Origin of the sequence: Microbacterium sp. YJN-G, assembly GCF_015040615.1 — a bacterium.
Taxonomy (GTDB): Bacteria; Actinomycetota; Actinomycetes; order Actinomycetales; family Microbacteriaceae; genus Microbacterium.
In genome coordinates this window covers 719,849-744,692 of the sequence record NZ_CP060402.1, presented here as the reverse complement: position 1 = coordinate 744,692, position 24,844 = coordinate 719,849, and the positions used below count along the sequence as shown (strand labels likewise).

The following is a 24,844-nucleotide window of genomic DNA, read 5'->3' as shown; positions in this document are numbered from 1 at the left end:
AAAGCGGTTCGTGTTCGACTCAGTGACCTTCTCTGCGCTCTCGAGCGCGCTCGACGGGCTCTCGCTCCGCCAGCGCGCCATCGCCGACAACATCGCCAACGTCAACACCCCCGACTACCACGCCAAGCGCGTGCAGTTCGAGCAGGCCCTCTCCGACGCCGTCAAGGCGGGCCGGGGCACGGTCACGGCGACGGTCGGCGAGTCCCTGGAGCCGACCCGACTCAACGGGAACAACGTCAATCTCGACACCGAGACGCTCTCGAGCATCGACACGATGCTGCGCTACCAGTTCGCCACGCAGGCGATCAACGGCTCGTTCTCGTCGGTGCGCACGGCTCTGAGGACCACATCATGACCTTCGACTCGATCGGCATCGCCGGCACCGGACTGACCGTGCACCGCAAGTGGCTCGACGCCATCAGCGACAACATCACGAACATCAACACCGCTGTCTCGCCGGCGGCGCCCGCGTTCCAGGAGCGCTACGTGCTGGTCGAGAACAGCGCCTCCTCCCCCGGCGTGTACGTCGCCGGCGTCGAACTCGGCGACGACGAGGGGCGCCTCGTGCACCAGCCCGATCACCCGCTGGCCGATGCCGACGGCTACGTGCGCTACCCCGACATCGACCTCGGCGCGCAGATGAGCCAGCTGATCATGGCCCAGCGCGGCTACCAGGCCAGCGCCGGCACCGTCGACCGGGTGCGCAACGCCTATGAGGCCGCCCTGCAGATCGGACGCGGCTGATGGACCCGATCTCCGGCATCGACGGGATCGCCGCCTCTCTTCCCTCGCCGCTCGCCGCCTCGTCGGCGCGCGGCGACGACTCGGCGTTCGCGTCGAGCCTCACCGGCGCCATCGACGACCTGCGTGCGCTGCAGTCACAGTCGGATGCTCTCAAGGTCGCCGCCGTGACCGGTGACCTCGACGACATCCACGCCGCCATGATCGCCTCGTCGCGCGCTGCGGTGACCCTCGAGCTCGTGGCCGCCGTGCGCAACAAGGGCGTCGACGCGTTCAACGAGATCATGCGGATGCAGGCCTGATGCCCGCTGCCGTCACCAGCATCTTCCAGCGCATGCGGCGCGCGATCGCCGGGTTCACGGTCGCGCAGCGCACGATCGCGCTCATCGGCTTGGCCGTGCTTGCCCTGGGTATCGCCGCGCTCGCGAGCTGGGCCGCGCGTCCGGTGATGACCCCGCTGTTCACGGGGCTGAGCGCTAGCGACGCCAACGCCGTGGTCGAGCAGCTGCGCGCCTCGTCGGTGCCGTACGAGCTGACCGACGGCGGCACCACCGTGCTCGTGCCCGAGTCCGACGTGTACGACCAGCGGCTCACCGCAGCATCCGCGGGTCTTCCCAGCGCGAGCTCGGACGGCTACTCGCTGCTCGACGACCTGGGCGTGACCACCTCGGAATTCCAGCAGTCCGTCGCCTACAAGCGCGCCATCGAGGGCGAGCTGGCGGCGACCATCTCGTCGCTCAACGGGGTTTCCGCCGCATCCGTGCGCCTGGCGATCCCCGAGGAGAGCGTCTTCGTCTCGGAGCAGGTCGACCCCACCGCCTCGGTGTTCGTCGAGACCGGGCGCTCGTCGCTGACGCCGCCGCAGATCGAGGCGATCATCCACCTGACTTCGGCCGCGGTCAGCGGCCTGAAGCCCGAGAACGTCGCGGTCGTCGATCAGAGCGGCCGCACACTGTCATCCGTCGGCGTCGGCGCCACCGGCGGCGTCGACCGGCAGGCCGGCGACTACGAGGCGCGGATCGCGACGAGCGTGCAGCAGCTGCTCGACCGGGTCGTCGGCGCAGGCAACGCAACGGTCACCGTCGCCGCCGAGATCGACCGCTCAGTCAACGAGCGTCTCGATGAGACCTACACGCCCGTCGAAGGCGGTGCCTCGTCGGAGCAGATCCGCACCGAGACCGGCACGGGCGGGCAGTCGGGTGCCGGCGTGCTGGGTCCCGATAACATCGCGGTCCCCTCGAACGGCGCCGGCGGCAGCTACGAGGTGACCGAGGAGACCCGCAACAACGTGGTCAACAAGTCCACCCAGACCACGCGGACCCCGGCCGGCTCGATCACCCGCCAATCCGTCTCGGTCGCGGTGGATGCCGAGGCCGCGGCCGCCATCGACACCGGGCAGCTCAGCGACCTGATCGCCGCGGCGGCGGGCATCGACACCGAGCGCGGGGACGTGCTCTCGGTCGAGCGCGTCGAGTTCAGCGACCTCGACGCGCAGGCCGCGCAGGCCGCACTGGATGCCGCGAAGGAAGCCGCCGAGGCCGAGCAGCGCACCGCCCTGCTGACCACGGCCCTGATCGTCGCCGCCGTCGCGCTGCCGCTGCTGGCGGTCGTGATCTTCTTCATCGTGCGCTCCCGCCGCAAGGCCCGCGAGCCCGACGAGTTCGACCTCATGTTCGGCGAGCGCGCCCCGTCGGTGGCCGCCTACGCGGGCGCCCTGCCGCTGGAGCAGCCGGCCACGGTGCCTATGCCGCTCGCCCCCGCGCCTGAGCCGCCCGCCGACACGGCGACCGCCGACACGGTCGTGGAACTCGAGATCGAGACCGAGCCGGCGCAGATCAGCCTCCAGCGCCGGCGGGCGGAGGTCGAGGCACTCAGTCGCCGCGACCCGCAGCGTACGGCAGAGCTGCTGCGCACACTCCTCACAGACCGGGCCGGCGTATGAAGGCACTGACCGGACGGCAGACCGCAGCCCTGGTGATCATGAACATCGACCGATCGGCGGCGATCGACGTCATGAAGCACATGTCCGAAGCTGAGGCGGAAGCCATCACCGCGGAGATCATCGGACTGCAGAACGTCGACGCCGCGACCGCCGCATACGCACTCGGACGGTTCCAGCATCTCGCTGCCGGAAACCTCCCACCCGTTCGAGGCGGACGCGACCTCGCGGCGACCCTACTGCAGGCGTCTTTCGGCTCCGAACGTGCAGCGGCCGTGCTCGGTCGGGTGGGATCGTCCAACTCCGCCTTCGACTTCCTAAGCGCCGCCGACCCCGTGCATATCGCCGGGCAACTTGACGGCGAACTGCCCCAGACGATCGCGTTGGTGCTCGCGCATCTCGCGACTGATCAGGCAGCAGCAGTACTCGCAGCGCTGCCCGAGTCGATCCGCGCCGATGTCGCGCAGTCCATCGCGACCATGGGCACCGCGACCCAGGATGCGATCGGAATCGTCGCGGAGTCGCTGCAGGCCCGCACGGGTATGCTCGCGCTCCGGGACAACCCGGAACGCCTGGGCGGCGTGCAGCCGCTGGTGGAGATCATCAACCGCTCCGACGCGTCGATTGAGAAGGCCCTGCTGGAGAGCATCGAAGACCGAGACCAGGCACTCGCCGACGACATCCGCTCGCGCATGTTCACCTTCGCCGATCTGGTGCGCCTGGACGACCGCGACGCCCAGCGCGTGCTGCGCGGCGTCGACCTGCGCACCCTCGCGCTGGCGTTGAAAGGCGCGAACGACGGCATCGCCGAGGTCATCCGCCGCAACGTCTCCGAGCGCAACCGCGAGAATCTTGACCTCGAATCGCGCAGTATCGGACCAGTGCGCATCTCGCAGGTCGAGGAGGCGCGCGCCGCCATCGTGCACCTGCTGCGCGGCATGGAAGCCGCCGGCGAGATCTCGGTGCAGCGCGCCGACGAGGACGAATATGTCTTCTGACGCTTTCGCCCCCGCCGCCTTCCCCCGCCTGCTGGGCAGGGATTCCGAAGCCGAGCACCGGCAGTCGCGGCTGCGCGGATACGCCGAGGGCCACGCCGAGGGCTTCCGGGTCGGGAAAGCAGAGGCGGATGCCGCCGCGGCTCTCGCCGCGGAGCGGCGGGGCGTCGAGGATGCCGAGGCGCGGGCCCAGCTGGCATCCGCTCTGTCGTCGCTGCACGCCGCCGCAGCCGCCCTGACCGCTCGCACCGGAACCCTCGTCGACGCGACCGAGCGTCAGGTCTCGGAACGGGCGATCGAGCTGGCCGAGGCGATCCTCGCCGAGGTACTCTCCGACCGCGAGTTCGCGGCCACCTCGGCGCTGCGTCGTGCGCTGGCCGCCCACAGCTCGCAGCCGCCGGCCGAGGTGCGCCTGAGCCCTGCCGACCTGCGCACGCTCGAGGAGAAGGATGCCGTGCCCGCCGGCATCCTCATCGTCGCCGACGACACCCTCGCACCGGGTGACGCGACCGCCGAGGTCGCCGAGGGCATCGTCGACGCCCGTGTCGGCGCGGCCGTGCAGCGGGCTCGCCGGGCCCTGGACGAGGTGTCGCCGTGACCGCCTGGGGCGCCGTGCTCGACGCCGCACGCCCCGAGCGCCGCGGGCGGGTCTCGCGCGTGCGTGGCCTGGGCGTGGAGGTGCGCGGACTCGACTGCGCCGTCGGCGACCTGGTCGAGATCGGCGAGGACATCGACGCCGAGGTCGTCGCCACCGGGCCCGAGGGCCTGAGCTGCATGCCGCTCGCCCCGACCACAGGACTCACCATCGGCGTGCCGGTGCGCGGCCGCGGCGGTCCGCTACGCGTGCCCGCCGGGCGCGGGCTGCTGGGCCGGGTGCTCGACGGGCTGGGACGCCCGATCGACGGGAAGGGACCGCTGGGCACCCCGCTGGTGAGCCTGGACCACGAGCCGCCGTCGATCCTCGGGCGCGACCGGATCACCGCGCAGCTGCCGCTGGGCGTGCGCGTGCTCGACACGCTGCTGCCGGTGGGACGCGGGCAGCGCATGGGCCTGTTCGCCGGCTCGGGCGTCGGCAAGTCGTCGCTGCTGTCGATGATCGCCCGCGGCACCGAGGCGGATGCCACCGTGATCGCCCTCGTCGGCGAGCGCGGCCGCGAGGTGCGCGAGTTCCTCGAGGACGACCTGGGCCCGGAGGGCCTTGCCCGCTCGGTGGTGGTCGTGTCGACCTCTGATCAGCCGGCGATGGCCCGCATCCGCGCCGCCTTCACCGCCACCCGCATCGCCGAGGCGTTCCGCGACGAGGGCGCCCATGCGATCCTCATGATGGACTCGCTCACCCGAGTCGCGATGGCGCAGCGCGAGATCGGCCTGTCTGCGGGCGAACCGCCCGCCACCCGCGGCTATCCGCCGTCGACGTTCTCGATCCTCGCCGGCCTGCTCGAGCGTGCCGGCACCGACCGGGGCGGTTCGGTCACCGGCATCTACACGGTGCTCGTCGACGGCGACGACCACAACGAGCCGATCGCGGATGCGGTGCGCTCGATCCTCGACGGACACGTGGTGCTCGACCGCTCGCTCGCCATCTCGGGGCACCATCCGGCGGTCGACGTGCTGGCCTCGGCCTCGCGCGTCGCCGGGAAGATCACCACTGCCGAGCAGCGCGCGCAGACCACGACGCTGCGTGCGGTGCTGGCCGCGCGCCGGTCCGCCAACGACCTGATCGACATCGGCGCCTACCAGCCCGGTGCGAACCCGCGCGTGGATGCTGCGCTCGCCAACGAGCGCGGGATCTCGCAGTTCCTCACCCAGTCCCTCGATGAGCCCAGCGCCGCCGCCGATTCCTGGCAGCGTCTGGCGCGGCTCGTCACCGATCTCGGAGGCACGTCATGACACGTCCGTTCTCCCTCGCCGGCCTGCTGCGCGTGCGATCGATCCAGGAGCGCGCCGCCGCGCAGGAGCTGTCGCGCGCCACCATCGAGGCCAACCAGACCGCCACCCGCGACCGCCACCTGCGCGCGGCGCTCGCGGCGGACGAATCGGATGCCACGGATGTTCGCTCGCTGGCGGCGCTGGCCGCCGCACGAGTGGCCGGGCGCAGCATGCTCGCCGACCTGCAGACGCTGGCCGAGTTGCAGCAGGCGGAGGTCGAATCGGCGCAGACCGCGCACGAGTCGGTGCGACGCGAGCTGCGCGGGCTCGACCGGCTCGCGACCGCGCACCGGATGCGCGTGCGCGCCGAGCAGCTGCGCGTCGAGCAGCATGAACTCGACGAGATCGCGCTGCGGCGAGGGGCGGGATCCGCATGAGCCTGCAGATCGTGCTCGGGGCGGCGGCTGAACCGCGCCCTGTCGCGAGTGCGCGGTCGGGCGGGTCGAGCGCCGCGGCGACGGGATTCGCGGATGCCGTTCGTCAGGTGGCTGCTGAGGAGGCGGGGCGGGGCGGACCTGGTGCTGGTGCTGCTGGCGGCGCCGTAGCGCAGGATGCCGCGGCTGCGGGCGCAGGTGCTGGTGCGACGAGCGGCGCTGCCGCCGATGCTGGTGCGCCTGGTCAGGATGCCGCGCAGCCGAGCGGCAAGGACATGCTGCCAGGCACCAGTGGCGAGTCCATCGCGGGGGTCGACGGTGCTGCGGCGGTCGCCGGCGTGGTTCCTGTTGAACTCGCCGCTGCCGTCGAGTCCGCTGTGACCGCGGATGCTGTGGCTTCCGGTGAGGCGGAGGGCGGTACCGTCACCGGACGTGCGCAGGCCGGAGCCACGGTGGCCGGGTCGACCACGATCGTTGCTTCCGCGACGCCATCCGCTTCCGTGTCCGTCGCCGGTGCTGCTGCGGCGGACGCCGCTGGCGCTGCGAACACGGCTGCGGTCGCAGCGACGACGACGGCCGCGGCGAGCGCGGCAGCTGCGGGCGCCGAGGGTCGGATGCCGACCGCCTCCGCCGTCGGCGCAGGCGCTGCGTCGAGCGGGGCCGTTCCGGGCAGCACCGCCCCAGCCAGTACTGCTTCGAGCGGAACCGTTCCCGCCGGCACCGCCGCCGGTGGCACCGCCACAGCGACCGCTCCACAGGCCCTGTCGGTCACGCCGGATGGCGCGGCCCAGGCCACGACATCCGCTTCTCCGTCGGCATCCGCAACCACCGGTGCCGCGGGCTCTCTGCCCGGCCAGCCCGGCGACGCCGCTGCGCCGACGGCATCCGCTTCCCCGGCGGCATCCGTCGCCGCACCTGTCGCCGCCCGCGGCGGCCGTGCGACGGAGGCCGAGCAGACCGTCGCTCCGACGTCGACGGCCGCACCCGTCGCCGCGCGGCTGTCGGCGCCGGTGCCGGCCGGTGTGGCCGAGCCCGCCGCCGCGCCACGGCCGGCGCTGCTGCCGCAGGTCAGCGTTCCGCTCGTCGCGCTCGCGCGCGCCGGTGAGGGCGAGCACAGCATCACGCTCACCGTGTCGCCGGAGTCGCTGGGGCCGGTCACGGTCCGCGCTCTTGTCACGGCATCCGGCATCAGGGTCGAGCTTCACGCCCCCTCGGATGCCGGACGCGAGGCGCTGCGCGCAATCATCGCCGACCTGCGCCGCGACCTCTCGATCGCCGCCCCCGGCGCCTCGGTCGCCGTCTCGACGCAGGACTCCCCCACGGGTTCGGATGCCGGACGCCAGAACGCGCACGCTCGGGCGGAGTCGCAGCTCGGCGAGGGCTCGGGGGCGGGCTCGGGCTCGCAGTCCGCCGCGCAGCCGGCATCCGGTGGTGGTCCGGTGGCTCCGGCCACCCGCGAGAGCCCGCGCACCTCCCCATCTGTCCCGACCGACCCGTCGTCGCGCTCTCGCATCGACGTCTACGCCTGATCCGAAAGGAGAACGATGACCTCCGTCGAACCGGTCACCGCGCCGGGGCTGCACACCGGCAGCACCGTCGCCCCGACCACCCAGAAGAAGACGCTCGACTCCGAGGTGTTCCTGAAGCTGCTGGTCGCCCAGCTGTCGAATCAGGACCCGAGCTCGCCGATGAACACCAACGAGATGATCGCGCAGACCACGCAGCTCGCCTCGATGGAGCAGCTCACGCAGCTGACGACGATGACGTCCGAGAGCTTCGCGCTGAGCATGCGTCAGACCGCCGCGGCGCTCATCGGCACCCAGGCCGAGTACGTCGACGCCGACGGTGTCACGCAGACCGGCATCGTCAGCTCGGTCTCGTTCGCCGGCAGCGTTCCGATGGTCACGATCGGCGACAAGAGCATCCCGCTCGACGCCGTCTCGGGGCTGCGGGCCGGCTCCTCCTCAGCATCCTGATCTCCCCCCCCCTGATTCTCCCCTCTGACCTTCTCCCCCAGACCTTCCCCCTGAAAGGCACACCATGCTCCGTTCGCTCTTCGCCGGCATCTCGGGCCTGCGCACGCACCAGACCATGCTCGACGTCACCGGCAACAACATCGCCAACGTCAACACCGTCGGCTTCAAGTCGTCGGCAGCGCAGTTCCAGGACTCGCTCTCGCAGCTCGTGCAGAACTCCACCGGCCCCCGCAACGACGCCGGCGGCTCGAACCCCGCGCAGGTCGGCCTGGGCGTGCAGCTCGCCGGCATCCGCACCAACTTCACCACCGGCGCACCCCAGCCGACCGGTGTGCCCACCGACCTGATGATCGCCGGCGACGGCTTCTTCATGGTCCGCGCCGGCGGCGAGACGCTCTACACCCGCAACGGCGGGTTCTCGTTCGACGCGGCGGGCCGCCTGACCACGGTCGACGGCGCGCTCGTGCAGGGCTGGACTGCGCAGGACGGCGTGATCACCGCCGGCCAGGCCGTCGGCGACATCACACTGCCGGTCGGCGCGGTCGTGCCAGCCGTCGCCACCACCGGCGCGACCGCGAGCGGCAACCTGCCCTCGGATGCCGCTGTCGGCGACCAGCTCGTGCGCGACATCCAGGTGTACTCGGCCGATGGCACGGCATCCACCCTGCGCCTCACCTTCGAGCGCACCGGCACCGGCTGGGATGTCTCCCACGAGGGCGGCACGCCCACCTCGCTGGCGTTCGTCAACGGCGTGCAGGCCGGCCCGAGCTCGCTGACGACGACCACGGGGATCACCGTCGATCTGTCGGCGATCACCGGGTACGCCGACATCAGCTCGGTCGCCCTGACCGGGCAGGACGGACGCCAGGCCGGCACCCTCAGCTCGTACGCGCTCACCGAGGACGGCAGCCTGATGGGCACGTTCAGCAACGGCGACACGCAGGTGCTGGCCCGCATCTCGCTGGCCGGGTTCACCAACCCCGGCGGACTCGAGAAGGCCGGCTCGTCGCAGTTCCGGCCGACCGCGAACTCGGGTCAGGCCACCATCGGCCAGGCCGGCGACGAGGGCCTGGGTGGCATCATCAGCGGCGTGCTGGAGATGTCGAACGTCGACCTGTCGCAGGAGTTCACGAACCTGATCGTCGCGCAGCGCGGCTTCCAGGCCAACGCCCGCATCATCACGACCAGCGACGAGGTGCTGCAGGAGCTGACCAACCTCAAGCGCTGACCGCGCGCTCTTCGCTGCTGCATTCTTCTCGCGAGCGCCGGATGCCTCCTCGGCATCCGGCGCTCGCGCCGTTCTCGTCCTTGCCCCACCCCGCGCACCCTGCTTCAGGTGGCGCAACACGCGGCATCCCCCACCCCCGACACCGCGTGTTGCGACACCTCAATGGGCAGGGTGGGGCGCCCTCTTCACGCTCGCGAGTCCCGAATGGCGGCATCCCCCGCCCCGAGGCAGCCATGTCGGACCCGCCAAGGAAGAGGGGATGCACCCTGCTCGAGGTGGCGCAACACGCGGCATCCCCCACCCCCGACACCGCGTGTTGCGACACCTCGAGGGATGGGATGACCCGCGAACAGGGAACCCCGCCCGCTTACGCACGGCGGGAAGCTGCCGACAGTCCTCGCCGACGGACCAGGATGGGCCGTCGCCGCTCCGACCCCGCGCCGGAGCCGATCTTCCAGGATGGAGCCCATGATCGTCGTCACGCGCCTGAACCGCAGCCGGTTCGCGGTGAACCCTGACCTGATCGAACGCGTGCAGGAGTCACCCGACACGACGATCATCATGGTCGACGGGGCCCGTTTCGTCGTGCGCGAGACCATGGACGAGCTGATCTCGCAGATCGCCGACTTCCGCGCCCGCGTGCTCGCGCAGGCGACGCGCCTCTCCTCCTCCACCCCGCGCTGGACGGAGAACAGCTGATGGATCTCGGACTCATCGTCGGACTCGCCCTCGCGTTCGGCGCCCTGCTGGCGATGATCAGCATGGAGGGTGCCTCGATCTCGGCGCTGCTGCTGCCCGCCCCCATGGTGCTGGTCTTCGGCGGCACGATCGCGGTCGGCATCGCCAGCGGCACGCTGCGCGACGCCATGCAGGCGGTCAAGTCGCTCGGCCGTGCGTTCCGCGGCGACCGCCGCTCGCCCCGCAGCGTGATCGCCACCGTCGTCGGCTACGCCGAGAAGGCGCGCACCGAGGGCCTGCTGTCGCTCGAGCAGGGCGTCTCGGACGAGAAGGACCCGTTCCTGCGCCAGGCACTGCAGAGCATCGCCGACGGCATCGACGCCGAAGACCTGCGCGTGCTGCTCGAAGACGAGATCGCCTCGGCCGCCGCCCGCAACCGCACGGCCTCGCGTTTCTTCATGACTCTCGGCGGGTTCGCACCCACCGTGGGCATCATCGGCACCGTCGTGTCGCTCACCCACGTGCTCGAGAAGCTCGACAAACCGGACACCCTCGGACCCCTGATCGCCGCCGCCTTCGTCGCCACGCTGTGGGGGCTGCTGTCGGCGAACTTCATCTGGCTGCCGATCGGCGGGCGTCTGCAGCGTCTGGGCGAGCTCGAACTCGAGCGCATGACCGTGCTGATGGAGGGGATGCTGGCCGTGCAGGCCGGCGCCGCGCCCACGTTCGTCGAGGAGCGGCTCAGCGCCCTCGTCTCGGATGCCGCGAAGCCGGGCAAGGGCAAGAGCAAGAACAAGACCGACAAGGTCGGCAGCACCCGTGACGGTACGCCGCCACTGGCCGGGTTCGGATCATGAGCATCCGCCGGCGCCGTCGCGTCGAACCCGAGGGGCACAGCGGCCCCGACGAGCGGTGGATGGCATCGTACCTCGACATGGTCACGGTGCTCATGTGCATGTTCATCGTGCTGTTCGCCATGTCATCCGTCGACCAGCAGAAGTTCGACGCGCTGCGTTCGTCGCTGGCGACCGGCTTCGGTCAGGAGGAGAGCGAGCGCATCGACGTCTCCGAGGGCGTGATCGTGCCCGCCGAGCTGGTCGACGAGGACGGCGAGGCCTTCGCCGACGTCGAGCTGAGCGCCGCGCAGAAGGAGTTCGACAACCTCTCGGCCCTGCGCGAGCGCCTGCGCACCGCGCTCGAGCAGAACGGCTTGGGCGACAAGGCGACGTTCACGATCGACGCGCGCGGGCTGACGGTCAGCCTGGTCAGCGCCGAGACCTTCTTCGCCACGAACAGCACCGCGCTCAGCGACGTCGCGGTGCGCATCATCGATGCGCTCGGAGCCGTGCTCGTGACGGTGCCGAATGAGATCTCCGTCGAAGGGCACGCCGACAACCGCCAGTCGGCCGCCCCGTTCGCGACGAACTGGGAGCTCTCGTCCGCCCGCGCGACCCAGGTGCTGCGGCGTCTGGTCGAGGCGGACGGCATCAACCCGGCCGCGATCAAATCGGTCGGATTCGGCGACGCCAGGCCCATCGCGGAGGGCCGCTCGAAGGAGGCGCTCGCGAAGAACCGCCGCGTCGACGTCGTCATCCTCTCGGATGCCGAGGAGGAGGTGCGCCAGCTGCTTCCGGGTCTGCAGGCGAGCTCACCGGTTCGCTGACACAGACTGCTTACGCGCGCGGATCACCGCCCGATAGTCGGGGTCGTGGTGATCGAGGACAGCGCGCGTTCAGACGTGCGCGGCGGAGCCGAAGTCGAACTGTACGATTTCGGCCGTTCGACGACCCTGTCGCGCGAGCACGCCCGCGTGCTGGAGATGTCGTTCGAGACGTTCTCGCGCCAGTGGGGTTCGCAGCTGTCCGCCCGCACGCACGGCCGCGCGCATGTGGCCGTCGAGTCGGTGGCGATGCAGACCTACGACGAGTACGGTCGCACGCTCCCCCCGGCCACGACGCTCGTGGTGTGCGCGATCCCCGGCACCGACGCGCGCGCGGTCATCCAGTTCCCCGCGTCGCTGGCGACCGCCTGGGTCGTGCAGATGGTCGGTGGCCGGGCGGTCGACACCACGGAGGGCCGCCCGCTCACCCACATCGAGCAGGCGCTGGTGCGCTCGGTGATGACGGATGCCGTGGAGCATCTCACCCATTCATTGGACGGTCTGCTGCCCGAGGGCATCACGATCGCCGGCATCCAGCACAGCTCGCAGTTCACCCAGGTGGCCGCCGCGAACGAGCCGGTGATCGTCGCGCACTTCTCGATCCTCTCCGGCGGGCGCCCGCTGGAGGCGAGCATCATGCTGCCCGCGACGGTGATCCTGCAGTCGTTCACCGCCGGCGCCACCGGCCCCGCCGACGGCGCCGAGGCCGGTGTGATCGACCGTCACGTCGAGTACACGCCGATCGAGCTGGCGCTGCGGCTGGCGCCGCGCACCGTGCGCCCGCACGAGGTGCTCGACCTCGCCGTCGGCGATCTGCTCACCTTCCCGCATGCCGCGGACCGCCCGCTGGATCTGATGGTCGGCGACCACTCGGTCGCGACCGCCGCGGTCGGCGCCAGCGGCGCCCGCCTCGCCTGCATCGTCACCTCGACGAACGCCGCCACCGCCCCCGCTCAGGAGACTCCGTGACCACCACCATCGCCTTCGAATCCGCCGTGGCCGCCGCCTTCGCGGCACGGCTGCCCACCGCCGCGCCGACCACGGCCGTCGCGTCGCAGGCGTCGGGCGACACCGGGGATGCCGTGATCGTCACATACGTCGGCGAGGCCAGCGCCCAGATCGCCGTGCAGATCCTCGAGCCCGACGCGCTCATCGACGGGCTGGCGGATGCCGCTCTCACCGACCGCCTGCAGGGTCCGCTGGAGTCGGCGGCAGGCGCCCTGGGCGCCGGACGGCTGGACGCCGTGACCGCGGGCGACGCCTCGGCGGTGTTCTCGCACCCGGCGACGCAGCTGTTCGATCTGCAGGACGACACCGGACGCACGATCGGCCGGATCGCCGTGCGCATCACGCACAGCCCGCAGTCGGCACCTGCCGCCTCGCGTCGCCTGCAGCGCATCGCCGGCGTCGAGATGGACCTGACGGTCGAGATCGGCCGCACTCGCATGGCCGTGCGTGACGTGCTCGACCTCGAGCCCGGCCGCATCGTCGAGCTCGACCGCTCGGCCGGCGCACCGGCCGACGTGCTGCTGAACGGCCGGGTCATCGCGCACGGCGAGATCGTCGTGGTCGACCAGGACTACGCGGTGCGCATCACCCGGATCCTCGAGAACGCCGAGGTCTGACCTGGACGAGCTGCTCCTGCTGCTGCGCGTCGCCCTCTCGCTGGCGGCGGTGCTCGGGCTGCTCTGGTATGTACAGCGCCGGGTCGGCAAACGGATGACGCAGCGCCGCGACGAGGCCGAGGTCACGGTCGTGAGCCGTCGCTCGCTGGGTGCCAAGGCGCAGCTCGTGATCGTCGAGACCGACGACCGCCGGTACGTGCTCGGCGTCACCGAGCACGGCGTGAACCTGCTCGACAGCCTGCCCGCCGGACACGTCACGCACCCCGTGCTGCACTCGACGCCGGCATCCGCCGCCCCCGAGATCGTTCCGGCGGGATCGGATGCCGTCGCACGCGACGCGGATGCCGCGGGCCAGGCGGCCCCGTCGTCGCGCGGCGAGTTCGAGCGGCTGCTCGCGGCCGAGGCTGCGGCATCCGCGGACCAGCCGTCGCTGCGACGCCACCGCCGCACCCGTCGAGCCGACCCGCTGCGCGGGTCGATCCTCTCCCCCGAGACCTGGCGGCAGACCGCCGAGTTCCTGCGACGCACGCGATGATCCGGCCGGCAGCGCGGGGGGCGCGCGGCATCCTCCTGTTCATCTGCGGTCTGCTGCTCGCCGGCGCCGCAGCGCTCGGCTCCGGTGCGAGCGCACAGGCGGCAGGGGCCGGTGTGGCCGGCGCGCAGGCGGCCGCGACAACAGCATCCGCCGCCACGGCATCCGCAGATCTGACCATCCCCGCCGCCGTCACCGACCCCGAGGACCCCGAGGCTCCGATCCCTCCGACCGAGCCGGAGGGCGAGGGGATCACGATCGACATCAATGGCGTCGACGGGACGCCGTCGACGTCGATCCTCACGCTGCTGGGCATCACGGTGCTCTCGATCGCACCCGCGCTGCTGCTGATGATGTCGTCGTTCACGAAGATCTTCGTGGTGCTGGCGATGACCCGCAACGCGCTGTCGCTGCCGACCATCCCGCCGAACCAGGTGCTCGCCGGGCTCGCCCTGTTCCTGTCGCTGTTCATCATGTGGCCGGTGCTCACCGACATCAACGAGGTCGCGGTGCAGCCGTACATCGACGGGTCGATCACGTTCGCGCAGGCGTTCGATCTCGGCCAGCCGCCGCTGCGGGACTGGATGCTGCGCTACACCCGCGAAGAGGACCTCGCGCTGATGACGCGCATCGCGTCTCTGCCGAACCCCGACGACCCGCAGAGCGTGCCGATGCACACGCTCATCCCGGCGTTCATGATCTCGGAGCTGCGGGCCGCGTTCATCATCGGGTTCGTCATCTTCGTGCCGTTCCTCGTGATCGACCTCGTGGTCGCCGCGGCGCTGATGTCGATGGGCATGATGATGCTTCCGCCCGTGATGATCTCGCTGCCGTTCAAGATCCTGCTGTTCATCCTCGTCGACGGCTGGGGGCTCATCGTGCGCACCCTGCTGGAGAGTTATGGAGGTGTCGGATGAGTCCCGAAGCCGTACTCGACATCGGGACGCAGGGCCTGATCATCGCCGCGAAGCTGGCTGCTCCCCTGCTGGTGACCGCGCTCGTGGTCGGGTTCGCCATCTCACTGCTGCAGTCGATCACCCAGGTGCAGGAGGTGACGCTGTCGTTCGTCCCGAAGATCGTCGCGGTCGGCATCGCGCTGCTGATCGCCGGCAACTGGATGATCTCAGAGATCGTGCAGTTCACCGAGATGATGTTCGACCGCATCCCGATGCTGCTGAGCGGCGGCTGAGGTGTTCATCCCGATCGACTTCGCCTGGATCGAGGCGACCATGCTCGCCGGGGTCCGCGTCACCGCGTTCGTGATGATCGCGCCGCCGTTCTCATACGGCGCGATCCCGGTGCGGATCAAGGCGATGCTCGCCGTGGCGGTCGCCCTCGCCCTGTCGGGGACGGTCACCCCCGGCTACGAGAGCCTGGGCACGGCGGCATTCTTCGGCGCGCTCACGCTGCAGGTGCTCACCGGCGCGCTGCTCGGCTTTCTCGTGATGCTGTGCTTCTCGGCGGTGCAGGGCGCGGGAAGCCTGATCGACGTGTTCGGCGGGTTCCAGCTCGCGCAGGCCTTCGACCCGCACTCGCAGATCAACGGCGCCCAGTTCACCCGGCTGTTCCACCTCACCGCGCTCGCCCTGCTGTTCGCCTCGGGCGGCTATCAGGTGGTGCTGGGCGGGCTGGCGCGCAGCTTCGACGTCGTGCCGATCGACGGCGTGTTCGACCTGTCGTCGCCGGCGCAGCTGCTGGTCGACGGCCTGGTGCAGATGTTCCTCGCGACCGTGCAGATCGCCGGTCCCCTGCTGCTCGTGCTGTTCCTCGCCGACGCCGGACTCGGTCTGATCACCCGCGTCGCCCCGGCGCTGAACGCCTTCGCGATGGGCTTCCCGATCAAGATCCTGCTCACCCTGGTGCTCGTCGGCTTCACGTTCATCGCCCTGCCGGGCATCGTCGACGCCCTCACCTCGCAGGCCCTGAGGATGATGCAGGGGGTGGGGCGATGAGCGACAGCGGTGAGCGCAGCGAGAAAGCCACCGAGAAGCACCTGCGCGAAGCGCGGCAGAAGGGCCGGCTCTCGCGCAGCCAGGACCTCACCGCGTGGCTGGGGATCATGGCCGCGGCGATCACCATGCCCGCGGCGGTCTCGGCCGGCGCCTCGGCCGGCACCGAGCAGCTGATCACGCTCTCGTCGGTGATGCGCGACCCGTCGCCGGCCGCCGCGCTCGGCGTGCTCGGCCTGGGACTCGGCTCGATCATGCCGACCCTGGGCACGCTGCTGACAGCCGTCGTCGTGGTCACCCTGGTCGGCGCGGTCGTGCAGGGCGGCGTGCGGATGCGCAAGCTGTCGGGCCGCTACGAGCAGTTCAATCTCGTCTCGGGCATGAAGCGCATCTTCGGGCTGCAGGCGCTGTGGGAGGGCGCGAAGGCACTGCTGAAGACGGGGGCGATCGCCCTGGCGCTGTGGGCCGTGATCGCCACCCTGGTTCCCGTGCTCTCGGTCGCCGGGGCGCACTCGGTCTCGCGGCTGCTGACCATCGCCGCCGACGGCACGGCCGCCCTGCTGCAGGTCGCGATCGCGGTGGGACTGGGGCTGGCGGCCATCGACGTCTTCGTCGTGATGCGCCGCAACACCAAGCACACCCGCATGACCAAGCGCGAGGTGCGCGACGAGAACAAGAACTCCGAGGGCGACCCGCTCATCCGCCAGCAGCGTCGCTCGCGGCAGCTGGCGATGAGCCGCAACCGCATGATCGCGGCGGTCTCGGGATCGGACGTCGTGCTCGTGAACCCCACCCACGTCGCGGTGGCTCTGCGCTACGACGTCGGCCGGTCGGCCCCGAAGGTCGTCGCGAAGGGCAAGGGCGTCATCGCCGAGCGCATCCGCGACCGCGCCAAGGAGGCCGGGGTGCCGATGGTGCGCGACATCCCGCTCGCCCGCGCGCTGCACGCCGCCTGCGAGCTGGGGCAGGAGATCCCCGAAGAGCTGTACACCGCCGTCGCCCGGGTGCTGGTGTTCGTCGACATGCTGCGCCGGCGCGGGTCCGCGCGCGGCATCCATTCCCTGCCCGTGCCGAGCGCAGCGGGGGCGGCGGCCGGATGACGACGATGACGATGACGAGGATGATGACGAGGAGGACCGCATGCGCGGAATGCTGAACAGGATCGCGGTGCCGATCGCCGTGGTGGGCATCATCATGCTGCTCGTGGTGCCGGTGCCGCCGCTGCTGCTGGACGTGCTGATCATCCTGAACATCCTGTTCGCGCTGGTCATCCTGCTGACGACGATGTTCATCCGCAAGCCGCTGGACTTCTCGGTCTTCCCGTCGCTGCTGCTCGTGGCGACGCTGTTCCGGCTCGGCTTGAACGTCGCATCCACCCGTCTCGTGCTGGGTGAGGCGTACGCCGGTCAGGTGATCGAGGCGTTCGGCCACATCGCCGTCGGCGGGTCGCTCATCATCGGCGCGGTGGTATTCCTCATCCTCGTGGTGATCCAGTTCGTCGTGGTCACCAAGGGCGCCGAGCGCGTCGCCGAGGTCGGCGCGCGCTTCACCCTCGACGCCATGCCCGGCAAGCAGATGGCCATCGACGCAGACCTCAACGCCGGCCTCATCACCGACGCGCAGGCGCGCGAGCGCCGTGCGGAGGTGGCCGCCGAGGCCGACTTCTACGGCGCCATGGACGGTGCCTCGAAGTTCGTCAAGGGCGACGCGATCGCGGGCCTGGTGATCATCATCATCAACGTCATCGGCGGCATCGCCATCGGCATGGTGCAGCACGAGATGGCCATCGACGAGGCGGTCAGCACCTACAGCCTGCTGACGATCGGCGACGGCCTGGTCACCCAGATCCCGGCGCTGCTGATGGCCGTGTCGACGGGCATGATCGTCACCCGCTCGAACGCCGAGACCGAGATGGGCAGCGAGTCGTTCGCGCAGCTGGGCCAGTCGGTGACGGCGCTGAACATCGCCGGCTGCGCGGCGATCGTCATGTCGTTCATCCCCGGCATGCCGATGCTCACCTTCATCGCCATCGGCGGGCTGCTGATCCTCGCCGCCCAGCGGATCAAGGCGAACCAGAAGGATGCCGCGGCGGAGGCCGCCGCCGCCGAGGCCGCATCGCCCGACGCCCCGTCGGGCGACAGCAACGAAGATCTCATGGAGCGGATGCGGGTGCACTCGCTGGAGATCTTGCTCGCCTCCGACGTCGTCGACCTCGTCACCGGCGGGCCCGACGACCTGCTCGCCCGGGTGCGGTCGCTGCGCCGCCGCATCGCGCTGGACCTCGGCCTGATCGTGCCGCCCGTGCGCACCCGCGACAGCGTGGAGCTGCCGCCCTCGACCTATGTCATCCGCATCGCCGGCGTCGAGGCCGCACGCGGCGTCGTGCCGCCGGGAAGGATGCTGGCCCTCGGCTCGGGCCTGGACTCGCTGCCGGGAGCCGCCGTGCACGACCCGGTCTTCGGTCTGGAGGGCAAGTGGATCCCGGTGGAGATGCGGCACAGCGCCGAACTCGCCGGGGCGACCACCGTCGACCGGGCGAGCGTGGTCATCACGCACCTGTCGAGCGTGATCCACGCGGGCGCCGCACGGCTGCTCAGCCGCGAGGATGTGCGTCAGCTCACCGACGCGCTCAAGCAGGTCTCGCCCTCGGCGGTGGAGGAGCTCACGCCAGCACTGCTGTCGCTGGCCGAGATCCAGCGGGTGCTGCAGGGGCTGCTGGCCGAGCGGGTGCCGATCAACGACCTCAGCCGCATCTACGAGGCGCTCGCGCTGCGCGCGAAGACGTCGACCGACCCCGAGGGGCTCATCGAGGCCGCCCGTGCCGCGCTCGGCCCCGCCATCGCGGCGCGGTTCGCCGAGGGCGGCACGCTGCGCGTGATCATGATCAACCCGCTGCTCGAGCAGGCGATGCTCGAGAGCCTGCGGATGGGCGACGATGGCCCGCAGATCGTCTTCGACCCGCACCGCATGGAGGCGGTCGTCGAGTCGGTGCGCCAGGCCGTTGCCGCGGCATCCGCCGGTGACGGAGGCGAGCCGGTGCTCGTGTGCGCGCCGTCGCTGCGCTCGGCCGTGCGACGCATGGTGTCGGCGCAGACCGACGGGCTGCCCGTGCTGTCGTACACCGAGGCCACCGGGGCGTTCGGGATCGAGACCGTCGGAGTCGTCCGCGACGGCGCGCAGCAGGCGGTCAGCGGTCTCGTGCCGGCAGACCAGTAGGCTGAAACGATGCTGGTGTTGACGAGGAAGATCGGTGAGAGCGTTCTGATCGGCGGCGAGATCGAGGTCACGCTGCTCGACATCAAGGGCGACAGCATCCGCATCGGGGTGAACGCCCCCCGTGAGACCCGCATCCAGCGCTCCGAGATCGTGAACGCCGTCGTGGCCGAGAACACCGCCGCCGCCGACACCGGCGCCGGAGCGGACGCCGCGGATGCCATCGTCGCCGCGCTCGCCCGCCGCCGCGACGCCCAGCCCTGACCCGCACGCCGGGTTCGCGGGTCCCGAATGGCGGCCTCGGGCCCTCAGATGCAGCCATTCGGGACCCGCGAGCGAGCAGGCCCGGCGCGCAGCACCGCCCCGCCCTCTCGTCGCCGACCCCACCCCCAGGTTCGCGGGTCCCACATGGTGACCTCGCGCCAACGGATGCCGCCATTCGGGACCCGCGAGTGCAGGGGGCCAGCGCGCAGCACCGCCCCCCTCTCGACGCAGACCCCACCCCCAGATTCGCGGGTCCCACATGGTGGCCTCACGCCAACGAATGCAGCCATTCGGGACCCGCGAGCGAACAGGGCCAGCGCGCAGCACCGCCCCCCGCGCGTCACAGACCCCCACCCCCAGTTCGCGGGTCCCACATGGTGACCTCGCGCCAACGGATGCAGCCATTCGGGACCCGCGAGCGAGTGCAGGGGGCGCGAGCGAACGGGAGCCGCCGCAGCCGCGACGGGCTACGCGGCGACGCGGGCGATGGTCACGAAGCGCGGGGCGTCGGCATCCAGGTCCTCGTCGGCGAGGTCTCCCACGCCGCCGACCGGACGCTCGATCTCGATGTCCCACCACGAGTCCGCGACGGCGGATGCCATCGGCCGGCCCCACTCGATGACGACCACCGATCGCGCGAAGTCGATGTCGAGGTCGTCAAGTTCCGCCGCCGATCCGAGCCGGTAGGCGTCGACGTGCACGAGCGGCGCGCGACCGACCAGCGACGGATGCGTGCGGGCGATGACGAACGTCGGGCTCTGCACGGGTCCGCGCACGCCCAGCCCCTCGGCGAGACCCCGCGTGAAGGTCGTCTTGCCCGCGCCGAGCGGTCCGGTCAGCACGAGCACGTCGCCGGCCTGCAGCTGCTCGCCGATGCGCAGACCGAGGCGCTCCATGGCATCCGAGGTGGTGATCTCGTGCCGGCCGATCAGCGCCGCGTCGACGCTCACGACACGGTCCGGCGCGGCACGCGGTCGCCGATGCGCGTCACGATCTCGTAGTTGATGGTGCCCGCGGCATCCGCCCAGTCGGTCGCCGACGGCTGACCCAGCGTCGGGTCGCCGAACAGCACCACTTCGTCGCCCACGGCGACGGGGGCGTCGCCCACGTCGACGACGAACTGGTCCATCGCGATGCGGCCGGCGACACGGTACTGCCGTCCGCCGATGAGCACGGGGCCGCGTCCGGATGCCTGCCTGGGCACGCCGTCGGCGTAGCCGAGGGGCACGAGTGCGAGGGTGGTCTCACGGTCGGTGCGGTACGCGTAGTCGTACGAGACACCGGTGCTGATGGGCACGCGGCGCACGGCCGCGACCGACGCCCGCAGCGTCATCGCCGGCTGCAGTCCGAGATCTGCCGAGCTGCGTCCGGCGAACGGCGAGAGCCCGTACAGACCGAGCCCGACCCGCACGGCGTCGAGGCGCGCCTCGGGCAGCGAGATCGCGCCGGCGGTCGCGGCGAGGTGACGGATCTCGGGACGGATGCCGAAGGATTCGGCCTGCGCGAGGATCTGCTCGAACCGTGCCAGCTGCGCACGGTCGTCATCGGGGCTGGCCCCGGAGAGGTGACTGAAGATCCCGACGATCCGGATGCGGCCGATGCGGTCGAGCCGCGCCGCCTCCGCGAGCACCCGGTCGAGGTCGTGCGCGGCGATGCCATTGCGCGAGAGGCCGGTGTCGACCTTGAGATGGACGGATGCCGGTGCCGACTCCGCCGTCGCGGTGAGCTGCTCGAGCGAGGAGACGCCGATCTCGATGTTCGCCTCGACCGCGTCGTGGAAGCGCCGGCCCGGTTCGTGCAGCCAGGCCATGAGCGGCGCGGTGATGCCGGCGCGGCGCAGCGCGAACGACTCCTCGAGCGTGGCGGTGCCGATGCGCGTGGCGCCTCCGGCGAGCGCGGCGGTCGCGACGGCGGGCGCACCATGACCGTAGCCGTTGGCCTTGACGACGCCGATCACCTCGACACCGGTCAGCTTGCGCAGGTGGCGGACGTTGTCGGCGACCGCACCGAGGTCGATCGTTGCCTCACGGAACGGCGTGGTCATGCGACATCCCCTCTGTCGCGGGTCACACGTCTCGCGCGCGCGACGCGACGTTCGTGCGCGGCCTCCGTCCCCACCCGTCGAAACCCCTCCTGAGCGCCGAGACCCCTCCCTGCTGACGCGAATACGCGGGGGTCTCGACGACCACGAGGGGTTTCGGCGATGAGGGGGAGGTCGCGGGCGGGGGACGCGGAGTTTGTCGTCATGGCAGATCCACTCGTTCGGCGATCACGTAGGCCGCGGCGAGGCCGGCGTCGTGGGTCATGCTCAGGTGCAGCGCGGTGATGCCGCGCTCGGACACGACCTGGGCGGTCGAGCCGCTGAGCACGAAGTGCGGACGCCCCGAGGGCTCGGAGGCGATCTCGATCTCGGTCCAGTACACCCCGTCGCTGCCGCCGAGCGCCTTGATCAGCGCCTCTTTCGCGGCGTACCGCGCGGCCAGCGAACGCAGCCGCAGGGTCTGCTCGGCCGGGGTGAACAGGCGCTCCAGCAGCCGGGGCGTGCGGGTCACCGAACGCTCGAACCGCGCCATGTCCACGAGGTCGATACCGGTGCCGATGATCACCCGCCCAGCCTACTCGGCGGCGTCCGTCAGGCCGTGGCGCGCCCGCGTCTGCGGCACGATCCGGGTTCTGGCGTACGGCATCCGGTCAGGCTAGGTTTTGTTCATGCCCTTTACTGATTCGCTGCCGCTCATCCCCCTGCCTGCCCGCGTCAGTGCAGGCGACGGCGTGCTCGAGCTCGTGTCCCTCGGCGTCGAGGGCCACCCCGAGACCGCCGCACTGCTGCGGCGCGACCTCGCCGACCGCTTCGGCGCGGATGCCGCAGAGTCGGATGCCGCGGAGTCGGATGCCGCGGAGTCGGATGCCGCGGGCGCGGCGATCATCCTCGCCCTCGAGGGCGAGGGCGCCCCTGAGAGCCACACCATCGACAGCCGCGGTGAGAGCGTCCGCATCACCGCACCGGATGCCGCGGGCCTGTTCTACGGAACCCGCACCCTGCTGCAGCTGCTCCACCGCGCAGACACGGGTTGGGCCCTCCCCCGCCTGCTCATCGAGGACGCACCCCGCTTCGCCTACCGCGGCGTGATGCTCGACGTCGCCCGGCACTTCTTCGGCGTCGACGACGTGAAGACCTTCATCGATCGCGCCGCGGCGCTGAAGTTCAACCACCTGCACCTGCATCTGACCGACGACCAGGGCTGGCGCATCCAGATCGACTCGTGGCCGTTGCTGACCGAGCGTGCCGCGTCGGGTGACTCCACCGGCGGCGCCGGCGGGTTCTTCACCAAGGCCGACTACGCCGGGATCGTCGACTACGCGACCCGCCGGCACATCACGGTCGTGCCCGAGATCGACCTGCCCGGCCACACGCACGCCGTCGGCGTCGCCTACCCCGACCTGGTCGAGCAGCCCTGGCTGACCGAGCAGTCACGGGCCGATGCCAAGCGGCTGGGCCAGCCCGACCCCGTGCACGGCGAGCACTACGCCGGCTGGGCGGTCGGGCACTCCTCGGTGCGCATCCACGACGAGCGCACCTACGGGTTCGTCACCGACGTGCTCACCGAGGTCGCCGAGATGACCCCCGGCCCATACCTGCACGTGGGCGGCGATGAATGCCTGGGCACCCCGGCGGCGGACTTCGCGGCGTTCTTCGAGCGCGTCACGCGCATCGCCGCCGGCACCGGCAAGACCCCGGTCGCCTGGCACGAGGCCGGCGCCGTGCAGGACATCGCCGAGGGCACGATCGGCCAGTACTGGGGCAGCGTCGAGCCGAAGGGCTCGCACGCCAAGGAGGCGATCCACTTCGTCGAGCGCGGCGGCGCGCTGATCATGTCGCCGTCGGATCGCACGTACCTCGACATGAAGCCGCACGCCGACTTCCTGCTGGGGCTGTCGTGGGCGGGCATCGTTCCGCTGCGCCTGGCGTACGACTGGGAGCCGGCCGACGTGGTCGACGTACCCGAGTCGGCGATCCTGGGCGTCGAGGCGCCGCTGTGGTCGGAGACGATCGAGACGTTCGGCCAGTCCGACGCCCTGGTGTACCCGCGGGTGACCGCGCACGCCGAGGTCGCCTGGTCGCCGCGGGATGCCGAGGGCCGCACGTGGGAGTCCTACCGCAGCCGCCTCGAGCACCTGGCTCCCGTGCTGCGCGAGTCGGGCGTGCAGGTCACGCTGCCGGCGGACTGACACCGGCAGCCCGGCCCGGCGGACTGACCCCGTCAGCCCGGCCCGGCGGCAGGCCTACGAGATCCCCAGCTGATCCGAGAGCACCATGACCGCCGCGCCGCGCAGCACGATGTCCTGCTGTGCGGTGACGCGGATCACGACGTCGTCGAAGACCTCGGCGAGGGTGCGCTCGCGGAGCGTGTCGATCGCCGCGCGGATGAAGACGTCCGAGAGCAGCTCGGTCGGCCCCGACAGCACGATGTCCGACAGGTCGAGGGCGGCGACGATCGGCGCGATGCCGATCGCCATGCGCGCCCCGGCGTCGTGCAGCACGCTGTCGCGGGATTCGGGGTCCGCCTCGATCGCCGCCGTGAGCCGACCGACGTTCAGCCATGCCTCCAGGCACCCGTCCCGGCCGCAAACGCAGCGCGGCCCGCCGTCGGTGCCGACCACGACGTGCCCGATCTCACCCGCGGCGAACCGGCTGCCGACCAGCGGCTGGCTTCCCGAGATGAGTCCGGCACCGACACCGCGGCCGATCTTGATGAGGATGAAGTCGCTGCGCTCCGCGCCGAACGTGTACTCCGCGAGCACGGCGGCGTTGGCGTCGTTGCGCACGATCACGGGCAGGCCGAGCTCGAGGCTCGTGCGCGCCTGCAGCGGCAGGCCGTGCCAGCCGAGGTTGGGCGAGCTGAGCACCACGCCGTCGGCGCTGACCACGCCCTGCGTGCCGATGCCGACGCCGAGGATCGGCTGATCGGCGGCGTCCACCAGCCGCCTGGCCAGCTGCAGCATCACCGCGAGCGTGGCGTCGCCGTCGCGCCCCTCCGGGCGCTCGATGGCATCGCGGGTGATCACCTCGCCGTCGAGCGACATGACGGCACCCTCGAAGCGGGTCGAGCCCGACAGGTCGATGCCGATGACCTGGTGCCCGGTGCGGTCGATGTCGATCAGGGTCGCGGGCTTGCCGGGGCCCGATACCTCGCGCAGCCCCTTCTCCTTGACGACGCCGTCGGCGATGAGCTCTGAGACGAGGTCGGAGATGGTCACGCGGGTGAGCCCGGTCTCGCGGGCGAGGTCGGCGCGGCTCATCGCCCCGGAGTGGTAGAGCGTCTGCAGTACGAGGGCGCGATTGTGTCCGCGTGCGTGCTCGGGCAGCAGCTTCGCGCGCGAGCGGAGCCGCCGCGACGGCCCGAAGGCGCGCGCGGATGCAGCGGTGCGTCCCTGCGCGTCCTGGGGGCCGTCTGACTGCAGCATATTTGTTAGTAAACCTTACCGACGGCCCCGCTGGCCAGCGTACGTGAGCGATGCTGCATACATCTGGGATGCTTCTCATTCAGCGCTCCACGCGATGGACGTCTCCGTGGCGTCTCGGCCCCACCGCCAAGGCAGGATCGAGCCGAGGATTTACCTCGAGCGTCACCCCTTCCCTCTCGAGGTGTCGCAACACGCGGCTTCCTCCCGACCCGACGCCACCATGTGCGACACCCGAACCGAGGTCGGCCACGCCGACGCCCCAGCCCTTCCCTCTC

28 protein-coding genes are annotated in these 24,844 nt (G+C 71.2%); 24 read left to right on the top strand and 4 right to left on the bottom strand.

What is annotated here, in order from left to right:
• The first annotated feature begins 10 nt into the window (after positions 1-10).
• The 23 genes from flgB to csrA all read left to right on the top strand — a co-directional run bounded on the left by flgB (position 11) and on the right by csrA (position 19,103).
• On the top strand, positions 11-355 hold the full coding sequence (gene flgB / locus H7694_RS03480) for a flagellar basal body rod protein FlgB (protein WP_193598160.1): 345 nt from the start codon (positions 11-13) through the stop codon (positions 353-355).
• Positions 352-744 carry a flagellar basal body rod protein FlgC gene (locus tag H7694_RS03475; RefSeq protein WP_193598159.1) on the top strand — a complete coding sequence of 131 codons (393 nt, stop codon included), beginning with the start codon at positions 352-354 and terminating at the stop codon, positions 742-744. Before flgB ends, H7694_RS03475 begins: the two co-directional genes overlap by 4 nt.
• Positions 744-1,043 (top strand): flagellar hook-basal body complex protein FliE, encoded by a 300-nt coding sequence (gene fliE / locus H7694_RS03470; protein WP_193598158.1) that lies wholly within the window; start codon positions 744-746, stop codon positions 1,041-1,043. Before H7694_RS03475 ends, fliE begins: the two co-directional genes overlap by 1 nt.
• Positions 1,043-2,683, top strand: coding sequence for a flagellar basal-body MS-ring/collar protein FliF (gene fliF, locus H7694_RS03465; RefSeq protein WP_193598157.1), 1,641 nt, complete (start codon positions 1,043-1,045; stop codon positions 2,681-2,683). Before fliE ends, fliF begins: the two co-directional genes overlap by 1 nt.
• The gene (gene fliG / locus H7694_RS03460; protein ID WP_193598156.1) at positions 2,680-3,678 is read left to right on the top strand and encodes a flagellar motor switch protein FliG; all 999 of its coding nucleotides are present in this window, start codon (positions 2,680-2,682) and stop codon (positions 3,676-3,678) included. Before fliF ends, fliG begins: the two co-directional genes overlap by 4 nt.
• Positions 3,668-4,273, top strand: coding sequence for a FliH/SctL family protein (locus H7694_RS03455; RefSeq protein ID WP_193598155.1), 606 nt, complete (start codon positions 3,668-3,670; stop codon positions 4,271-4,273). The genes fliG and H7694_RS03455 overlap by 11 nt, the downstream gene beginning before the upstream one ends.
• On the top strand, positions 4,270-5,565 hold the full coding sequence (locus H7694_RS03450; protein WP_193598154.1) for a FliI/YscN family ATPase: 1,296 nt from the start codon (positions 4,270-4,272) through the stop codon (positions 5,563-5,565). Before H7694_RS03455 ends, H7694_RS03450 begins: the two co-directional genes overlap by 4 nt.
• Positions 5,562-5,981 carry a hypothetical protein gene (locus tag H7694_RS03445; RefSeq protein WP_193598153.1) on the top strand — a complete coding sequence of 140 codons (420 nt, stop codon included), beginning with the start codon at positions 5,562-5,564 and terminating at the stop codon, positions 5,979-5,981. Before H7694_RS03450 ends, H7694_RS03445 begins: the two co-directional genes overlap by 4 nt.
• Positions 5,978-7,507: a flagellar hook-length control protein FliK gene (locus tag H7694_RS03440; RefSeq protein WP_193598152.1), complete on the top strand. Its 1,530-nt coding sequence runs from the start codon at positions 5,978-5,980 to the stop codon at positions 7,505-7,507. Before H7694_RS03445 ends, H7694_RS03440 begins: the two co-directional genes overlap by 4 nt.
• A gap of 15 nt (positions 7,508-7,522) precedes the next feature.
• Positions 7,523-7,954, top strand: coding sequence for a flagellar hook assembly protein FlgD (locus tag H7694_RS03435; RefSeq protein WP_193598151.1), 432 nt, complete (start codon positions 7,523-7,525; stop codon positions 7,952-7,954).
• Between the two features lie 64 nt (positions 7,955-8,018).
• A complete protein-coding gene (locus H7694_RS03430; protein WP_193598150.1) occupies positions 8,019-9,182 on the top strand; it encodes a flagellar hook protein FlgE in 1,164 nt (387 codons plus the stop codon).
• A 468-nt stretch (positions 9,183-9,650) separates the two neighbouring features.
• Positions 9,651-9,881, top strand: a complete 231-nt coding sequence (locus H7694_RS03425) for a flagellar FlbD family protein (RefSeq protein ID WP_193598149.1) — start codon at positions 9,651-9,653, stop codon at positions 9,879-9,881.
• Positions 9,881-10,717, top strand: a complete 837-nt coding sequence (locus H7694_RS03420) for a motility protein A (protein WP_193598148.1) — start codon at positions 9,881-9,883, stop codon at positions 10,715-10,717. The genes H7694_RS03425 and H7694_RS03420 overlap by 1 nt, the downstream gene beginning before the upstream one ends.
• On the top strand, positions 10,714-11,523 hold the full coding sequence (locus tag H7694_RS03415; RefSeq protein WP_193598147.1) for a flagellar motor protein MotB: 810 nt from the start codon (positions 10,714-10,716) through the stop codon (positions 11,521-11,523). The genes H7694_RS03420 and H7694_RS03415 overlap by 4 nt, the downstream gene beginning before the upstream one ends.
• 45 nt (positions 11,524-11,568) lie before the next feature.
• The gene (locus tag H7694_RS03410; protein WP_193598146.1) at positions 11,569-12,489 is read left to right on the top strand and encodes a flagellar motor switch protein FliM; all 921 of its coding nucleotides are present in this window, start codon (positions 11,569-11,571) and stop codon (positions 12,487-12,489) included.
• Entirely contained in the window at positions 12,486-13,145 is a 660-nt protein-coding gene (fliN, locus tag H7694_RS03405) for a flagellar motor switch protein FliN (RefSeq protein WP_193598145.1), read from the top strand. Before H7694_RS03410 ends, fliN begins: the two co-directional genes overlap by 4 nt.
• Position 13,146: 1 nt before the next feature.
• Complete coding sequence (fliO, locus tag H7694_RS03400; protein WP_319805277.1) at positions 13,147-13,680, top strand: flagellar biosynthetic protein FliO; 534 nt, start codon at positions 13,147-13,149, stop codon at positions 13,678-13,680.
• On the top strand, positions 13,677-14,594 hold the full coding sequence (gene fliP, locus H7694_RS03395; protein ID WP_227468263.1) for a flagellar type III secretion system pore protein FliP: 918 nt from the start codon (positions 13,677-13,679) through the stop codon (positions 14,592-14,594). Before fliO ends, fliP begins: the two co-directional genes overlap by 4 nt.
• Positions 14,591-14,866 carry a flagellar biosynthesis protein FliQ gene (gene fliQ / locus H7694_RS03390; RefSeq protein ID WP_193598144.1) on the top strand — a complete coding sequence of 92 codons (276 nt, stop codon included), beginning with the start codon at positions 14,591-14,593 and terminating at the stop codon, positions 14,864-14,866. Before fliP ends, fliQ begins: the two co-directional genes overlap by 4 nt.
• Position 14,867: 1 nt before the next feature.
• Positions 14,868-15,629, top strand: a complete 762-nt coding sequence (locus tag H7694_RS03385) for a flagellar biosynthetic protein FliR (RefSeq protein ID WP_193598143.1) — start codon at positions 14,868-14,870, stop codon at positions 15,627-15,629.
• The gene (locus H7694_RS03380) at positions 15,626-16,726 is read left to right on the top strand and encodes a flagellar biosynthesis protein FlhB (protein WP_193598142.1); all 1,101 of its coding nucleotides are present in this window, start codon (positions 15,626-15,628) and stop codon (positions 16,724-16,726) included. Before H7694_RS03385 ends, H7694_RS03380 begins: the two co-directional genes overlap by 4 nt.
• A 40-nt stretch (positions 16,727-16,766) precedes the next feature.
• Complete coding sequence (locus tag H7694_RS03375; protein WP_193598141.1) at positions 16,767-18,842, top strand: flagellar biosynthesis protein FlhA; 2,076 nt, start codon at positions 16,767-16,769, stop codon at positions 18,840-18,842.
• A gap of 9 nt (positions 18,843-18,851) precedes the next feature.
• A complete protein-coding gene (gene csrA, locus H7694_RS03370; RefSeq protein WP_193598140.1) occupies positions 18,852-19,103 on the top strand; it encodes a carbon storage regulator CsrA in 252 nt (83 codons plus the stop codon).
• 467 nt (positions 19,104-19,570) lie between these two features.
• On the opposite strand, the gene tsaE is transcribed toward csrA, so the two are convergent.
• From tsaE to H7694_RS03355, 3 genes are all read right to left on the bottom strand, one after another.
• Positions 19,571-20,053, bottom strand: a complete 483-nt coding sequence (gene tsaE / locus H7694_RS03365; RefSeq protein ID WP_413782924.1) for a tRNA (adenosine(37)-N6)-threonylcarbamoyltransferase complex ATPase subunit type 1 TsaE — start codon at positions 20,051-20,053, stop codon at positions 19,571-19,573.
• A complete protein-coding gene (gene alr / locus H7694_RS03360) occupies positions 20,050-21,147 on the bottom strand; it encodes an alanine racemase (protein ID WP_193598139.1) in 1,098 nt (365 codons plus the stop codon). Before alr ends, tsaE begins: the two co-directional genes overlap by 4 nt.
• 199 nt (positions 21,148-21,346) lie before the next feature.
• A complete protein-coding gene (locus H7694_RS03355) occupies positions 21,347-21,709 on the bottom strand; it encodes a holo-ACP synthase (protein ID WP_193598138.1) in 363 nt (120 codons plus the stop codon).
• 103 nt (positions 21,710-21,812) lie between these two features.
• Here H7694_RS03355 and H7694_RS03350 point away from each other — a divergent pair, with 103 nt between their 5' ends.
• Positions 21,813-23,333 carry a family 20 glycosylhydrolase gene (locus H7694_RS03350; RefSeq protein ID WP_193598137.1) on the top strand — a complete coding sequence of 507 codons (1,521 nt, stop codon included), beginning with the start codon at positions 21,813-21,815 and terminating at the stop codon, positions 23,331-23,333.
• 54 nt (positions 23,334-23,387) lie between these two features.
• Here H7694_RS03350 and H7694_RS03345 read toward each other — a convergent pair whose 3' ends face one another.
• Positions 23,388-24,569 (bottom strand): ROK family transcriptional regulator, encoded by a 1,182-nt coding sequence (locus H7694_RS03345; RefSeq protein ID WP_193598136.1) that lies wholly within the window; start codon positions 24,567-24,569, stop codon positions 23,388-23,390.
• Positions 24,570-24,844 lie beyond the last annotated feature (275 nt).

Bases quoted from the DNA above. Each gene is read 5' to 3' on its own strand.
- H7694_RS03475 (WP_193598159.1), top strand. From the start codon at position 352: ATGACCTTCGACTCGATCGGCATCGCCGGCACCGGACTGACCGTGCAC.
- fliE (WP_193598158.1), top strand. From the start codon at position 744: ATGGACCCGATCTCCGGCATCGACGGGATCGCCGCCTCTCTTCCCTCG.
- fliF (WP_193598157.1), top strand. From the start codon at position 1,043: ATGCCCGCTGCCGTCACCAGCATCTTCCAGCGCATGCGGCGCGCGATC.
- fliG (WP_193598156.1), top strand. From the start codon at position 2,680: ATGAAGGCACTGACCGGACGGCAGACCGCAGCCCTGGTGATCATGAAC.
- H7694_RS03455 (WP_193598155.1), top strand. From the start codon at position 3,668: ATGTCTTCTGACGCTTTCGCCCCCGCCGCCTTCCCCCGCCTGCTGGGC.
- H7694_RS03445 (WP_193598153.1), top strand. From the start codon at position 5,562: ATGACACGTCCGTTCTCCCTCGCCGGCCTGCTGCGCGTGCGATCGATC.
- H7694_RS03440 (WP_193598152.1), top strand. From the start codon at position 5,978: ATGAGCCTGCAGATCGTGCTCGGGGCGGCGGCTGAACCGCGCCCTGTC.
- H7694_RS03435 (WP_193598151.1), top strand. From the start codon at position 7,523: ATGACCTCCGTCGAACCGGTCACCGCGCCGGGGCTGCACACCGGCAGC.
- H7694_RS03430 (WP_193598150.1), top strand. From the start codon at position 8,019: ATGCTCCGTTCGCTCTTCGCCGGCATCTCGGGCCTGCGCACGCACCAG.
- H7694_RS03425 (WP_193598149.1), top strand. From the start codon at position 9,651: ATGATCGTCGTCACGCGCCTGAACCGCAGCCGGTTCGCGGTGAACCCT.
- H7694_RS03420 (WP_193598148.1), top strand. From the start codon at position 9,881: ATGGATCTCGGACTCATCGTCGGACTCGCCCTCGCGTTCGGCGCCCTG.
- H7694_RS03415 (WP_193598147.1), top strand. From the start codon at position 10,714: ATGAGCATCCGCCGGCGCCGTCGCGTCGAACCCGAGGGGCACAGCGGC.
- fliP (WP_227468263.1), top strand. From the start codon at position 13,677: ATGATCCGGCCGGCAGCGCGGGGGGCGCGCGGCATCCTCCTGTTCATC.
- fliQ (WP_193598144.1), top strand. From the start codon at position 14,591: ATGAGTCCCGAAGCCGTACTCGACATCGGGACGCAGGGCCTGATCATC.
- H7694_RS03380 (WP_193598142.1), top strand. From the start codon at position 15,626: ATGAGCGACAGCGGTGAGCGCAGCGAGAAAGCCACCGAGAAGCACCTG.
- H7694_RS03375 (WP_193598141.1), top strand. From the start codon at position 16,767: ATGCGCGGAATGCTGAACAGGATCGCGGTGCCGATCGCCGTGGTGGGC.
- csrA (WP_193598140.1), top strand. From the start codon at position 18,852: ATGCTGGTGTTGACGAGGAAGATCGGTGAGAGCGTTCTGATCGGCGGC.
- alr (WP_193598139.1), bottom strand. From the start codon at position 21,147: ATGACCACGCCGTTCCGTGAGGCAACGATCGACCTCGGTGCGGTCGCC.
- H7694_RS03350 (WP_193598137.1), top strand. From the start codon at position 21,813: ATGCCCTTTACTGATTCGCTGCCGCTCATCCCCCTGCCTGCCCGCGTC.
- H7694_RS03345 (WP_193598136.1), bottom strand. From the start codon at position 24,569: ATGCTGCAGTCAGACGGCCCCCAGGACGCGCAGGGACGCACCGCTGCA.